This window comes from Vibrio sp. 2304 (genome assembly GCF_033339475.1).
Classification (GTDB): Bacteria; Pseudomonadota; Gammaproteobacteria; order Enterobacterales; family Vibrionaceae; genus Vibrio; species Vibrio alginolyticus.
Genome location: NZ_JAWOUQ010000001.1, coordinates 288,814 through 301,723 on the forward strand (window position 1 = coordinate 288,814; position 12,910 = coordinate 301,723).

The window sequence follows — 12,910 nt, forward strand, 5'->3', positions numbered from 1 at the left end:
GAGATGATGACCAACCGCACTTTTCTAACCGTTCATGGTGTCATATATACGGTATTCGCTTTTGCGTTGTTTTTTGTACCAACCATGATGTGGCCGATGTATGGCGTACAAATCAACGACCAATACGCGCTGTTTTTATCGCAACATACATCGATCTTTTTAGGTGGAATCGCTGCGGTGAGTTTGATGCTACGTGATGTGGAATCAGGGCATACTGCGAAACAGCTGTTTAAAGCATTATTGATTACTAATGGCTTAGGGGCAGTGATTACTACCTATGCCGGCATTATCGGAGTATTTGTCGGTTGTGGTTGGAGTGACCCAATATTCTTTGTCTTGCTTAGTTTGATTACGTACAAGCAATTAAGAGTGCAATAGAAAAAGCCCTGCTGTTTCTAGCAGGGCTTTGTCATATTTGGTTTAATTAGCGATCTAAATTCAAGTTATGATTCGCTTTTGTACGCGTAGTTATAGTAGCCGTATCCATAGCCGTATGAGTTAGATGCTTTTTTCTCAACTGCATTGAGAATCATACCTTTAACTTCAACGCCTGATTGCTCGAAGCGACCTTGCGCGACTTCAATCTCCTTCAAAGTCGTTTGATCAAAACGAGCGACCATCAGAGTTGTTCCTGCAAGCGCGCCAACAATGCTTGGGTCGGTAACTGCGAGTACAGGCGGCGTATCGATGATGACTAGATCGTATTGTGCAGACATCTCGTCAACAAAGCTCTTGAAGCGAGGGTGCATAAGAAGTTCTGACGGATTTGGTGGTACTTGGCCGCGAGTCACAACATCTAAATTATCAATGGATGTAGATTTAATGATGTTGCTAAGGGATGTCTTACCGCTCAAGTAATCAGAAAGACCGTTGTCCCAACGTAGACCGAAGCATTGCTGCAAATAACCTTTACGCATATCCGCATCAATAAGCAGCACTTTCTGACCGGTTTTCGCAGCGACGGCCGCAAAGTTGGTCGATACAAATGTTTTGCCGATAGATGGTGCAGGACCTGAAATCATAAGAACGTTATTCTTCGCTTCCATCATTGCAAAGTGCAAGCTAGTGCGAAGACTACGTAGAGCCTCAATGGAAAGATCGGCTGGGTTAGCTTCCGCTAGAAGGACTAGCTCATTGTTGCTGCCTTTGTTGCGCTTAAGCTTGTTTGCAAATTCCAGTTGTTGAATAGATTTTGGAACGCTTGCGTAAACTGGCATGCCAATCTGTTCAATTTGATCTGGTGTTTCCACACCACGGTGGAATGCTGCACGAATTAATACGAAAGCAACGCCTGCCATACCGCCAAGCAGTGTTGCTAGCACAACGATAAGCGCTTTTTTCGGCTTAATTGGCTTAGAGAAAGATTGAGCGTTATCTAAGATTCGAACGTTGCCAACTGTTCCGGCTTTAATAATGTTGAGCTCTTGAACCTTGTTCAATAGTTGGATGTAGATTTGTTGGTTTACTTCTACATCGCGTGTCATACGTAGAACTTCACGCTGTGTTTTCGGTAACTTTTGAACTTGTTTATTAAGACGTTCTTTCTCTTTTAGTAGTGTTTCACGTTTATCAAGTAGCGACTTATAAGCTGGGTGATCCTGTGTGAAGCGTTGGCTGATCTCACTTTCTTTGAATGTAAGCTCATTTAGCTGTGCTTCTAACTCAACCATTACTTTCAGCGTTGACTGAGCTTCAAGGCCTAAATCGATAGATTCATTTTCTTGACGGAATCGATTTAAAACGTCTTCAGAAGCGGTCAGTTTTGTTTTGATGTCTGGGAGGTGACCTTTCAAGAACTCGAGGCTTTGCTCGGCCTCTGCAGAATTTCTTTGAACGTTTTGTAAGAAGTAGTTTTGGCTAATGTCGTTCAAGATATCTTGAATCTTAGCGCGGTCTTCACCAGAGAAGCTTAAAGATATAATCCCGGTTTGCTTACCACGTTCGCTAATCGATAAGTTTTCTTGAAGTTTATTAATTGCATCTAATTTACTGATTTTGCTGACCGTGAATGAGTCACCAGTTTGAGCCACAAGTTCAGTCGCCAAAAATTGGTATCCATTCTTCTCAAGCAGTTCACCTACTTTACCTTCTAAAATGACGTTATTGTCATCTTCTAAGAGCCTGAACGTCTGTTTTTCAGAATCAATAACTTCAAGAGTTAAAGGAACGCCAACTGCGTAAGAAGGAGCATTAAATCGTGAAACGCTCAGACTGATTTGCTCACCTTGTAGTCGAGCTAGGCCTTTACCAATAATTGGCATGTAGTTTGGAGAAACGACAGTCGTTAAGTTGAACTTATCAACAGTACCGCCCAAGATCATACGAGATTTGATGATCTCTATTTCTGTTGTCGCTGATGATTCTGCTGAAAACAGCTCTCCCATATCACCAACCATCGCTGAAATACCACCTGAACTCTTACTTTCGATTTGGATAAGAGCGTCAGCTTTATAGATAGGTGTTGATAGAATGGCAACGCCGACGCCTATAATTGAAAATAGGACTACGGTACATAGAATGAGCCATTTGGCATCGAGAATGATCCCAAATAACTTTCCCAAATCGATCTCATCGTCGGCTTGACGTGATTGCTTAATAGTTTGTGTTGTCATTACTTTAACTTCTTAAATACCTTGCCATTGGCGTTTATTTAGCCTTGCGGCTTATAGTTTTTGAGACCACGCTTTTGCTGCTTTTTCTATAAGCGTATATGCATGTTCGAAAGCTTCTCTACTTTGTCTGTATGGATCAGGGATGTTTTGTTCATTTATCCACTGTCCAAACAGCATAGTTTTACCTCGTGCCTCAGGAGCGATTTTGGTTAAGGCTTCTAAATGACCTTTTTCCATAACCAATATCAGATCGTATTGAGCGCAAAGCTCAGGTGTTAATTGTCGTGCTTCGTGTCCATCTAAGCTTACGCCATGTTCGTTCGCGATAGTGGTTGCCATCTCGTCAGCAGCTTTTCCCGTTAGATGGCTCTTATCTACTGCGATTCCTGCTGATGCGACATGTTTGTTTGGTAGTAAAGACTGCAAAAGCCGCTCTCCTGTTGGAGAGCGGCAAATATTACCGACACAGACGACAAGAATATTAGAAAACAAATGCTTACCCTACTTTAAGTTGTATGCTTATGATCTCAACTGAATTGCTGGCTTCTTTATATTGCGCAATTGAGCTGAGTAGCTATCGATTACGTGCCGCAAGAGATAATTTCTTGCGGCACGTTGTTTTACGGCCAAGTGCGTACTCGTAGTACACCTTCAGTTAGTTCATTAAAGCCGGAAATGGTTGGAACGAGCTGAGCAATCACACGATTCCAACGACTAACAGGTGCAGCCGTCACATAGACTATGTCGTAAGGGTTGAGATCAAACTCAGTACCAATCACCAAAGCAGAAGCGTCAGAAACATCTAGCTGATAAATGTCCGCCATTTTAGCTTCTTCTTTTGAACGTCTGATGACAAACACACCGGTAGCATCTGCGGAGATTTCACTGATACCACCAACGCTGCTAAGAGCCTCAGTAAGGCTCATGCCGCTACGATCAATTTTGAGTAATTTCGGATCGTTAACCTCGCCCATAACAAATACTTTTTGCGCATCGTTTCGAGGAATATGAACAATATCGCCAGGCTTTAGAAGGCGGTTTTGAGTTAAATCGCCTTGTTGCATCAGAGCATACAAAGAGACGTTTTCAACAACGCCATTGCGTGTCAGTGTCGCATTACGCCAATCAGCCTCGGCAGCCAGTCCGCCAGCTCTATTCACAGCATCTAGAAGTGTAAGGGGGATGTTTGTAATTGGTTGTTGTCCTGGCTTGTTAACTTCGCCAGTTACATAAGTCTTTTTAGAGCGAAATGCCGCAACGCTTACATCGACCTGTGGGCTCTCAATGTATTTTGCAAGGCGGCTTGCAATGTCTGCACGAATCTGACGTACGTTTTTGCCTTCAACATGTACGACACCTATGTAAGGGTAGAAGATCGTGCCATCCGAATGCACCCAGTTACCCGCTTCGGCTGAGCTTCGGTATGAGCCCGCTGGGATCGTTAGCTCTGGGTGATCCCAAATAGTGATATTTAGGATATCGCCAGGTCCTACTTCGTATTCATATTTTGCGATTTCAATATCTAACTCTGGGTTTGGTTTTGAAAAAGGGTCCACTGAATTTAAAGACGTTACGCGCTCCAAAGTTAAGGGATAAACGGTAACCTGAGACTCTATATCACTCGATTCAGTGCTCATGACTGTTTTGTCACTGACCGAAAGGTGGCTACCAGGCAAAGTACACCCTGTAAGAAGGATAGGAAGTACTGATATCCCCAAAAATTTATTAAATGTGTTCATTGGTTTATAACTACCGAAAGAAAGTTTGCCGACTGAAATTGATTCATTCTAATTGAACTGCATTTCATCAATATTGATGATTTACTGCAGTTTTAAGCCTTTAGAAAGCGAGTCCATTCAGAATTATTTGTGTAATAAACACTCCAAATGGCTGCTAGCGACTTAGAGCTCTTAGTTTCATTAATGAAGGTGTGAAAATCCGACCCACAAAAAATAGTCAACTATTATCCATCTGGTTGCAATAAAGGCAACAAGTTACTTGAAAAAATACTGACGAATACATGACAAAATTGTGTCTATTTAACGTTATTGAGATGAATGCATGATTTTGCACAAGCAAACAGGCAAGAATGTGAAAAAACTCATGCCAAAGTTGTATGCATCCTATTTACACTATATGCAACTGCCGTTATGCTTCCTGTTGCGGTCGGATATAACAACAAATATTGGAGCTAATTTTGAAAATCAAACTTTTAACGGCAAGTGTGGCAGCAGTCCTACTAGCAGGTTGTGGTAGTGACAGCGACCCTGAGGTAAAAAGATACTCAGTTCAGGCTTATGACCCAGCTGTTATCGGCATGAAAGTTCAAGCAGTATGTGGTGGTGAGACATACGACGCGATTGAAAATACAACAAACTATGAAGGTATGGTTGGTAAAGCGCGTTTTGAAAATATCAACGTTGTAAATGCGCCAGGTGATTGTGCTTTCGTATTAACGCACACAGAAGATAGTAAAGACGCGTCAAATGGCAAACCTATTACATCTGACTACAAAATCCCTCAAGGCCTAGCCCAGGCGGATTCATTGGTAACAGGCTCTCCATTTACGACTTTGGTTGCTAACTCTTTAAAAGATGGTGAAGTATACTCTTCTGATATCGCTGAAAAAGTATTCGAGAATTTGGGTATCGATATCAATGCAAGTGGTAAAACAGTTGACGAAATCCTTCGTGATACAGAATCTGTAGTAGCAGGACTTGGCAGTGAGGGTGGTAACAGCGCACTTGCTACTCAGCTAGTTGCAACAGCAAACGTTGTATCAGACATCATCAAAGCGAACCCAACAGCTTCGCCTGAAGCTGTAGCTGTTGCTGCAAAAGCAATAACAGAAGATGTAATCGCGGCGAACCCAAATTATCCTGAGAATGATTCAGGTGACGTTATCTACGTAACGATTCCAGCTGAAGATACTCAGAAAGTTGTTGCTGATGTACAAGAGGCTATCGATAACGACATTCCATTAGAAGATATCGAACCTGACGTACCACAAATTCCAGATGCGGAAGTCGGTGAGCCAATTGAACCTGAAGATCCACCGGGTCCAGGCACTGGCGCGACAGGCGGTAACTAAGCAAGTTTTTGCTGATAAATTCTAAAGGCCTCTTCAGAGGCCTTTTTTGATCCTATCGTATTGTGGTCATCACCTTTTAGTGAGTCCTTTACTGTTTAAGTAAGGCAGGATATGCGGACGTGATTCCCCAGCCAGTTTACTGGTGACTTCTTGCGACCAAGTACTCTGTTTTTGATTGCTCGAACGGTTTGCATAGTAGTTTTGCATAGTTTGGTCATACGTCTGAATATCATCCAAGCTTAGGTCTTGATACTGATTTTCATGCACCACGACATGCTTAGGTAGGCGAGGTTTTACTTCAGGGGCTTGATCTGGATGACCAAGACACATACCAAATAAAATGGCGGTATTTTTAGGTAAACCTAATAATTCGTCTACTTTTTGGGCATTGTTTCGTAAACCACCAATATACACACCTCCTAGTCCCATCGACTCCGCCGCAAGCAAGCAATTTTGTGCCATGATGCCCGAGTCTACAGCGCCTATTAGCGTTAACTCGGTAAAATCAGCTTGAACATCTGGGTTGATACTGGCGTGGCGTTGGTAATCAATGCAAAACACCAAAAACTCAGCCGCGCTTTCTACGTACCCTTGATTTCCGGCATATTGAGCTAATAGCGTACGTTTTTCTTTGTTGGTCACGCGGATAATTGAAACGACTTGCAACATGCTTGATGAGGACGCCGCAAGGCCGGCTTGAAGAATGGCATCTAATTGTTCACTCTCAATCGGTTGTGAGGTGAATTTTCGAATTGAGCGGTGATTGAGAATTGTTTGAATCGTGCTGTTCATGGTGACTTAACATCCCCTGTTACGTTAAAGGCTGAAGACTCACCTTAGCGACATTTGATGAGTCGGTAAACTATCTCAAAAGAAAAACAATGCTTGGTGCATAAGTGTGAAGACGAATCGAGAATACACCACTCGTTCTGTTTGAGAGCGTATATACTGTTTTTAGAATCAATAATTTAAATGCAGTGGAAAATATGAAAGAACTCATTGTTCATACAGTTACGGTGTTTATGGGCTTCTTTGCCATCATGAACCCTATCGCCAATATTCCCATCTTTTTGAGTTTAACTGCTGATGAAGATAAAGAAACCATCCGTTCCATTGCGCTTCGCTCGGTTTTTATTGCATTTATTATCATCGCGATATTTTCTATTGCCGGTAAGTTAATTTTTGATTTGTTTGGTATCACGCTTTATGCATTGCGAATAACAGGCGGTATTTTGGTGTTTTTGATAGGTTTTAACATGCTTCAAGGTGATTCGACGCATCAGAAAACCAAAGAGAAGGCGTATTCACCAGCTCAGCAACGGGCGGCATTGAGTATTGCTGTGTCTCCACTGGCGATGCCAATATTAGCTGGGCCTGGAACGATTGCTACCGCGATGAACTTTGCGACAGCGGGTGGTTTCGATCAAACCATTATTACTATCGTTTCTTTCGCTGTCCTGTGTGTGATCACCTATGTACTGTTTTTATTTGGAGACAAATTGGTCAAAGCGGTTGGACCAAGTGCTCTAAATGTTGTGACTAAAATGATGGGCTTAATTCTAGCGGTTATTGGTACTCAAATGTTCATTGATGGCGCGGGCGAAGCCTATAAAACGGTTTTCTCCTAGATTTCTCTTAGACCTTGCCACCTTGGTTAAGCCCGCAATTACATTTCTAACGGGTACGGATTTTTTGAACTTTAGTTTTCATTTTCTAAGAGAGAAATAAATAGACTTCACCTATTTCAATAATAAGAATATTCAATTGTTGTGATTGCACGAATTTCATTACTCTTTTGGCAAGGAGAATGGGGGAAATATGGCAACAAAAGCAATTGTAGTAGAAGGTGGCGCGATGCGAGGCGTCTTCGCAAGCGGAGTGTTAGATGCGTTTTTAGAGCAGAGTTATAAACCGTTTGATTTTGCAATCGGTGTATCTGCTGGTGCATCAAATTTGATTGGGTATTTGACCGACTACCCGCATCGCAGTATTAACGTCATTACTAAGCTGGCCACAAGCAAACGCTTTTTTGACCCGACTCGCTTCGTTAAAGGTGGGGACCTCATCGATGTGAAGTGGTTGTTTGAAGAATCTAATCGCTTGTATCCCGTCGATGAAAATAAACTGTTTAATGGCGTTCCTTTTCTCGCAGCGACAACAAATGTAGATACAGGGCAGGCAGATTATTACCGCGTGACACGTGATAATTTTCACCATGCGATTGAAGCGACAACAGCATTGCCGATTGCCTACAAGCATACCCCTTGTTTTTCTGGCGGTTGTTATACCGATGGTGGGGTCGCTGACTCTATACCAGTGCGTGAGGCTTATCGTCGAGGGGCTCGCGACATAACCGTAGTACTCTCTCACCCGCTGAATTATGCCAAAAAGCCAGTTAAGACCACATGGCTGATGAAGAAACTTTTTGCGGAGCACCCCAAAATGGCGGATGCGATGTTAAGACGTGCAGATAACTATAATCAATCATTAGAGTTTATTCGTAACCCTCCACCAGGAACACATGTTAGGGTAATTGCCCCACCAGATAATTTTCATGTTCAGCGCTTATCAATGCGACAATCCGTTTTACTAGAAGGGTATGAAATGGGACTGATTGAGGGGCGAGCGCATCTCACTAGTTTATCTGGTGTTCATGGTTTAGACCGGGAAAGCTGTCATTTTTGCGTTTGATTATAAAAGAGCCTCATCGTGAGGCTCTTTTTACTTAACGTTCAAAGGGTGATTTAGTTGACTTTATCCCAAGCCATCTCCCAGTGTGAACCTATTCCAGGCTCGTAATGATTTGCGCTTTCTTTCCACTGCATACAGTAACCAGAGTATGGGAAAGGTTTACATTGATAAATGCCCCCGTCGCTGGCAAGCACTTTTGTGCCCGCCGTGTAGCTAGATAGTCCTTCAGGGAAGACAAAATCGTACTCATCAGATGGTGGTGGAGTAACTGACTCTTCTTTTAAGTGAAAGTCGAGTGTTTGCTGATCCACCAAGTTGCCATCTTTATCCTTAATACGTGTTACGAGCATATGGTGACCCGGCTCCGATTTACTTAAAGCGAGCGATATCGCCTCTACCGAGCCGTCTTTCATTTCGTTTGCCCAACTTGCAAGTGGTTCGCGATGGTGATTGTAAACGGTGAGTTCTGCATTTAAATCGCCTTCAGCAGTTAGTGTCAGATCCAACGTTGTCGGTGTTGACTCAATGATATATTCGTCTGCTAAGCCATCTACTGTGAGTGAGTATTCTGGAACAGGAGTTTCAATGTTATAGCCGATCTCTACTCGCTCAAGGCCGCTATTTGCTTGCAGATACACCGGATTAGTACCATAAACAGGAGTGAATTTATCCTCTGCATACTGCCCGGCTTGCAGTTTTGCTTGTTCTTGGTTTAGCTTAGTCGCGAGTGCGTAAGACCAGTTTTTCGCTTGGCCCATTGCTGCATCGGTAATTTCTAGTTCAGTTCTATACGCTATGTTTTCACCTGCTTGATCAAATACGCGCGTATAAACCGAATCCCCAATATTTAAATCCATTGTAGGAATAATTTGACCGCCTTGCTTCCAATCTGGAATAACGGGACTGTCACCATCAAATTTCACATCGATCACGTTATAAAATGAGGCTGCAGTGTCGCCAACATCCCATACTGCCAGGATGACATGGTATCCCTCGCGAGTAGGCACATTACATTGATGGCTTACCTGTTTCGGGGGTTGAACCATATTGCCGTCGACGACACAGAAAGGAGTTAGATCAAAAGAGTCTCGTGATAGTGAAGCGTTTGGGTTCCAATCAGGCTTGGTGATGTAATATTTCCAGTCGCGCGTCACGTGGTTAGCGGTAAATGTCCATTCAAAAGTTTGTGTACCTGCTTGAATAGGGCGTTTTACCCAACGGTCGGCAGTTTGCTCATCAAGGGCGGCTGCTAAAGCGGTTTCGGCACTCGCTATTTTACCATCGCGAGGCCCTGTTTCGGGAAAGCCATCAGGGCCTTCAACGCTTTGCGGTTCATATTGAATCGCACCGCAGTTATTATTTTTTTCGTTAGTATCTGGCGTTGGATACTTACATAGTGCCGAGCGACTTGCAGCGACACCACCATTGGTTTCTGATACATAACCGTGAGCCGCAGCACCTGAGCTAATGCTTGCAAGTGCTAACGCGAGTACGGATTTGGTTGGAAATGATTTCATCACATGTCCTCTGTTATGGCTGACAAACTAGTGTCACACCCCGGCACATGCTGAGCATAAAGCAACGCTACAGAAATTGGACTTCTGTAACACTGCGTCATGGTAACCCCGCTATCATGAGCATTCTTTTAGATTTTTAAATGCTGACAGACCGGAAGCTTTGCGTCCCACCCTTTCGAATGGTTTGCCGAAATGTGATTGAGCAGCCAAAATTTAGCTTAAGAATTTACATGTGGAAAAGTAAACGTCACTGACATGGAATCCTGTTCTCAAATTGAAAGATAACGATATCTTAACCTCGTCAATATTGTGCAGTGTCGTCTTGCAAGATATTGATTTTAATTTTGTTTTTATCTTTTTTATAGCCACGGTGAATGAATGGAGGTTTGTTGGGGATAAGTGGAGAGGAATCGTGCTAAGGGTGGAAGAAGTTCTGTCTAAAGGGCGGAGTGTCCCGCCCTTTGAATGGTGTTATTTCGGCATGATGACAGTATCAATCACGTGAATGACACCGTTTTTAGCTTTCACATCGGTTGCAATGACATTTGCATCGTTAACCATGACTTTATCGCCCATGGTTTTAATCATCACATCTTGCCCCTGAACCGTAGTCGCTTTGTCTAGCTTAACAACATCGGCAGCCATCACTTTCCCTGGGACGACGTGATAAGTCAAAACAGATACTAACTTGTCTTTGTTTTCCGGCATTAAGAGCATGTCGACTGTGCCGTCTGGCAGTTTTGCAAAAGCGTCATCCGTTGGTGCAAAAACAGTAAATGGGCCTTCCCCTTTGAGAGTGTCAACCAAGCCCGCTGCTTTTACCGCAGCAACAAGCGTATTGAAAGAGCCGTTTTCAGCGGCAACGTCGACAATATCGGCTTTCATCATGCCATGCTCATGAGCCTTGACGGGAAGCATAAAAAATAACGTCGCCATCAGTGTCGCCGCGATAACTAAGATACGTTTGAACATAATGTGTTCCTTACTAGTTGAGGGTACAACGGGTTCCCTGGAGTGTGTTTGCATTTGTACGCATTGTGATTGAGAGATGATCATCGCGTCCTACTTTCTTTTGAGGGTCTAACATGTCGCGCAAGAATTCGTCTGCCTTCTTGTTTCACATCGGCTCGTTTCGGCCACGTCCATAAGCGCTCTCTTGCTGCCTTAGCTGCGTTGTCTGGTGTGATAATAGGTGCAAGGTAACGGCTATCTGGCTGCAACTGATACATGACAGCTTCCATCTGGGTCATTGTCCAAGGCTCGAATAAAAGAGGGGGAGGAACCATTTGCAATTCAGGTACCCACTTGTAGATGAACGTGCCGTCAGGATCATGTTCTTGGGCTTGCTTGATCGGATTATAAATACGGATTGTGTTAGTCCCGGTTACTCCTGCTTGCATTTGGAATTGTGGGTAATGAATTCCGGGCTCAAAGTCGAGAAACAGTTGCGCTAAATGCGTTACACCTACTCGCCAATCCATGTTCATGTGGTGAGTAAGAAAGCTAACCAGCATGGCACGCATGCGAAAGTTAATGTAACCAGTGTGGTGCAAACAGCGCATGCAGGCATCAATCAAAGGTACGCCAGTATGCCCGGATTTCCATGCTGCTAACTTTTCTTCATCGAAAGTACTACTTTGTTTAATCAATGGTTCGTAAGCCCGATTAACGCAGTAAAACTCCATGTCGTATTCCGATTCGAATTTTTGGATGAAGTGACAGTGCCAATGAAGCCGTGAAGACAATGCAATTAAGCTGCGACGAAATCCAGCGACTTGCCAGTGTTTCAAAAGGTATTGATAAACTTCACGCAAGGATATGTTACCCCAAGCGAGGTATGGAGAAAGTCGAGTACAGGCTGTGCGTGAGGCTGTGGGACTAGAAATGCTTCGATAGTAATCACGACCTCGACGATGAAAAAAGTCCTCTAGTGTTTTCCAAGCGAGCCGGCTTCCTCCCGTTTGCATTCCTTTGCATTTTGATAGCCAGGATGATGGTGGCGAAAACGAACAGCCGAGAGCTTCTGCATCCAATGAATGCAATAAGTCGGTTTGGAGCTCAATAGGGCTTATTGAGGCTCTCATGACAGAGTCCCAATGTTTGTCCCAACCTTGCCGGTTTTTTGCACCTCTGATAACAGCACCGTGTTCGAATTCAAACCAGTCGATGTTCTGCTCATACAGCCAAGCGGCAACTTGTTTGTCGCGCTCAAAGGTGCAGTTGAGTCCTATTTCTTGGTGAGAAAAAACAGCGTTGATTTGATATTGCGCTTGAATTGATTGGAAACATGCTAAGGCATCGTCATACAGCACCGTGATTCGATGCCCATAGGCTTTGAGCGTCTCATCCATGTCTTGCAGTGATTGCCAAACAAATCGCCAGTGGCGCTCAGAATAGTGTGGGTTGTTCAATAGCAATGGTTCAACAATATATAAAAGCACAGTTGGGTGCTTTGTTGATAATGCTTGAGTTAGTGGTTGATGGTCAGTCAGCCTTAAATCTCGTTTTAACCACACGACATTGATTGTTTGCATCGGAATCCTCTTTGTTTCCCGATGTTGTACGCAAGTAAACCGAAGAAATCTCATCCAATGATCGGTTTTATTCCACAAAACGTAGAGGTAACTTTTAGGGAGGTGACACATGGCAATAGCATTGAGTAAGTTACAAAAATACTTCTATGTAGACAAATTGGTCATTCATTCGCTTGATCTCGCATTGTATCAGGCATCTGTTGTGATTGATGGAGAAGCGCAATTTATCACTGATGACAACGGTATCTTTTTGAGGGCTCATTCCCTGATCGAGATGCAAAAGAAGTGCAGGAATATCAAAGCAAATAAGCAGGTTTTAGTGCATCAAAGTGCTTATGATGAAATGGTGGGGCTACCCGAAGGCAAAAGAGGCAATCGACTAGAGGTATTGGTGAGGGATACAAAATTGTATTGAAAGAGTATTGGTGCGTAGTAAAAGCGAGCCACCTTACGGCAGCTCGCTAA

Annotated in this window: 12 protein-coding genes and 1 riboswitch; of the genes, 5 read left to right on the forward strand and 7 right to left on the reverse strand. The window is 43.4% G+C overall.

What is annotated here, in order from left to right:
• Positions 1-6: 6 nt before the first annotated feature.
• The gene (locus R7P64_RS01270; protein ID WP_318118718.1) at positions 7-378 is read left to right on the forward strand and encodes a hypothetical protein; all 372 of its coding nucleotides are present in this window, start codon (positions 7-9) and stop codon (positions 376-378) included.
• A 65-nt stretch (positions 379-443) separates the two neighbouring features.
• On the opposite strand, the gene R7P64_RS01275 is transcribed toward R7P64_RS01270, so the two are convergent.
• From R7P64_RS01275 to R7P64_RS01285, 3 genes are all read right to left on the reverse strand, one after another.
• Complete coding sequence (locus tag R7P64_RS01275; RefSeq protein WP_318118648.1) at positions 444-2,612, reverse strand: polysaccharide biosynthesis tyrosine autokinase; 2,169 nt, start codon at positions 2,610-2,612, stop codon at positions 444-446.
• A gap of 51 nt (positions 2,613-2,663) precedes the next feature.
• Entirely contained in the window at positions 2,664-3,104 is a 441-nt protein-coding gene (locus R7P64_RS01280; protein WP_017820138.1) for a phosphotyrosine protein phosphatase, read from the reverse strand.
• Positions 3,105-3,232: 128 nt separating this feature from the next.
• Positions 3,233-4,351, reverse strand: a complete 1,119-nt coding sequence (locus R7P64_RS01285) for a polysaccharide export protein (protein WP_017820139.1) — start codon at positions 4,349-4,351, stop codon at positions 3,233-3,235.
• A 458-nt stretch (positions 4,352-4,809) separates the two neighbouring features.
• Between R7P64_RS01285 and R7P64_RS01290 the strand changes: the two genes are divergently transcribed.
• Positions 4,810-5,703, forward strand: coding sequence for a hypothetical protein (locus tag R7P64_RS01290; RefSeq protein WP_031780904.1), 894 nt, complete (start codon positions 4,810-4,812; stop codon positions 5,701-5,703).
• Between the two features lie 69 nt (positions 5,704-5,772).
• Here the strand turns inward: R7P64_RS01290 and nfsA are convergent, their stop codons facing one another.
• Complete coding sequence (gene nfsA / locus R7P64_RS01295; protein ID WP_213973086.1) at positions 5,773-6,495, reverse strand: oxygen-insensitive NADPH nitroreductase; 723 nt, start codon at positions 6,493-6,495, stop codon at positions 5,773-5,775.
• A 194-nt stretch (positions 6,496-6,689) separates the two neighbouring features.
• Between nfsA and R7P64_RS01300 the strand changes: the two genes are divergently transcribed.
• Both R7P64_RS01300 and R7P64_RS01305 read left to right on the forward strand, forming a co-directional pair.
• The gene (locus R7P64_RS01300) at positions 6,690-7,331 is read left to right on the forward strand and encodes a MarC family protein (RefSeq protein WP_005374889.1); all 642 of its coding nucleotides are present in this window, start codon (positions 6,690-6,692) and stop codon (positions 7,329-7,331) included.
• 190 nt (positions 7,332-7,521) lie between these two features.
• On the forward strand, positions 7,522-8,394 hold the full coding sequence (locus R7P64_RS01305) for a patatin family protein (RefSeq protein WP_005374891.1): 873 nt from the start codon (positions 7,522-7,524) through the stop codon (positions 8,392-8,394).
• 53 nt (positions 8,395-8,447) lie between these two features.
• Here the strand turns inward: R7P64_RS01305 and gbpA are convergent, their stop codons facing one another.
• From gbpA to R7P64_RS01320, 3 genes are all read right to left on the reverse strand, one after another.
• A complete protein-coding gene (gbpA, locus tag R7P64_RS01310; RefSeq protein WP_137283003.1) occupies positions 8,448-9,911 on the reverse strand; it encodes an N-acetylglucosamine-binding protein GbpA in 1,464 nt (487 codons plus the stop codon).
• A gap of 98 nt (positions 9,912-10,009) precedes the next feature.
• A riboswitch (cyclic di-GMP riboswitch) is annotated at positions 10,010-10,110 on the reverse strand.
• Positions 10,111-10,382: 272 nt separating this feature from the next.
• Positions 10,383-10,883: a fasciclin domain-containing protein gene (locus R7P64_RS01315; RefSeq protein ID WP_062730898.1), complete on the reverse strand. Its 501-nt coding sequence runs from the start codon at positions 10,881-10,883 to the stop codon at positions 10,383-10,385.
• Positions 10,884-10,963: 80 nt separating this feature from the next.
• Positions 10,964-12,445, reverse strand: coding sequence for a deoxyribodipyrimidine photo-lyase (locus R7P64_RS01320; protein ID WP_318123068.1), 1,482 nt, complete (start codon positions 12,443-12,445; stop codon positions 10,964-10,966).
• Between the two features lie 109 nt (positions 12,446-12,554).
• Here R7P64_RS01320 and R7P64_RS01325 point away from each other — a divergent pair, with 109 nt between their 5' ends.
• Complete coding sequence (locus R7P64_RS01325; protein ID WP_318123069.1) at positions 12,555-12,860, forward strand: DUF6482 family protein; 306 nt, start codon at positions 12,555-12,557, stop codon at positions 12,858-12,860.
• Positions 12,861-12,910: the final 50 nt, after the last annotated feature.

What these genes read in the sequence shown, in the direction of transcription:
- R7P64_RS01285 (WP_017820139.1), bottom strand. Translation starts at nt 4,351, where the DNA reads ATGAACACATTTAATAAATTTTTGGGGATATCAGTACTTCCTATCCTT.
- R7P64_RS01325 (WP_318123069.1), top strand. Translation starts at nt 12,555, where the DNA reads ATGGCAATAGCATTGAGTAAGTTACAAAAATACTTCTATGTAGACAAA.
- R7P64_RS01305 (WP_005374891.1), top strand. Translation starts at nt 7,522, where the DNA reads ATGGCAACAAAAGCAATTGTAGTAGAAGGTGGCGCGATGCGAGGCGTC.
- R7P64_RS01300 (WP_005374889.1), top strand. Translation starts at nt 6,690, where the DNA reads ATGAAAGAACTCATTGTTCATACAGTTACGGTGTTTATGGGCTTCTTT.
- R7P64_RS01315 (WP_062730898.1), bottom strand. Translation starts at nt 10,883, where the DNA reads ATGTTCAAACGTATCTTAGTTATCGCGGCGACACTGATGGCGACGTTA.
- gbpA (WP_137283003.1), bottom strand. Translation starts at nt 9,911, where the DNA reads ATGAAATCATTTCCAACCAAATCCGTACTCGCGTTAGCACTTGCAAGC.
- R7P64_RS01270 (WP_318118718.1), top strand. Translation starts at nt 7, where the DNA reads ATGACCAACCGCACTTTTCTAACCGTTCATGGTGTCATATATACGGTA.
- R7P64_RS01320 (WP_318123068.1), bottom strand. Translation starts at nt 12,445, where the DNA reads ATGCAAACAATCAATGTCGTGTGGTTAAAACGAGATTTAAGGCTGACT.
- R7P64_RS01275 (WP_318118648.1), bottom strand. Translation starts at nt 2,612, where the DNA reads ATGACAACACAAACTATTAAGCAATCACGTCAAGCCGACGATGAGATC.
- nfsA (WP_213973086.1), bottom strand. Translation starts at nt 6,495, where the DNA reads ATGAACAGCACGATTCAAACAATTCTCAATCACCGCTCAATTCGAAAA.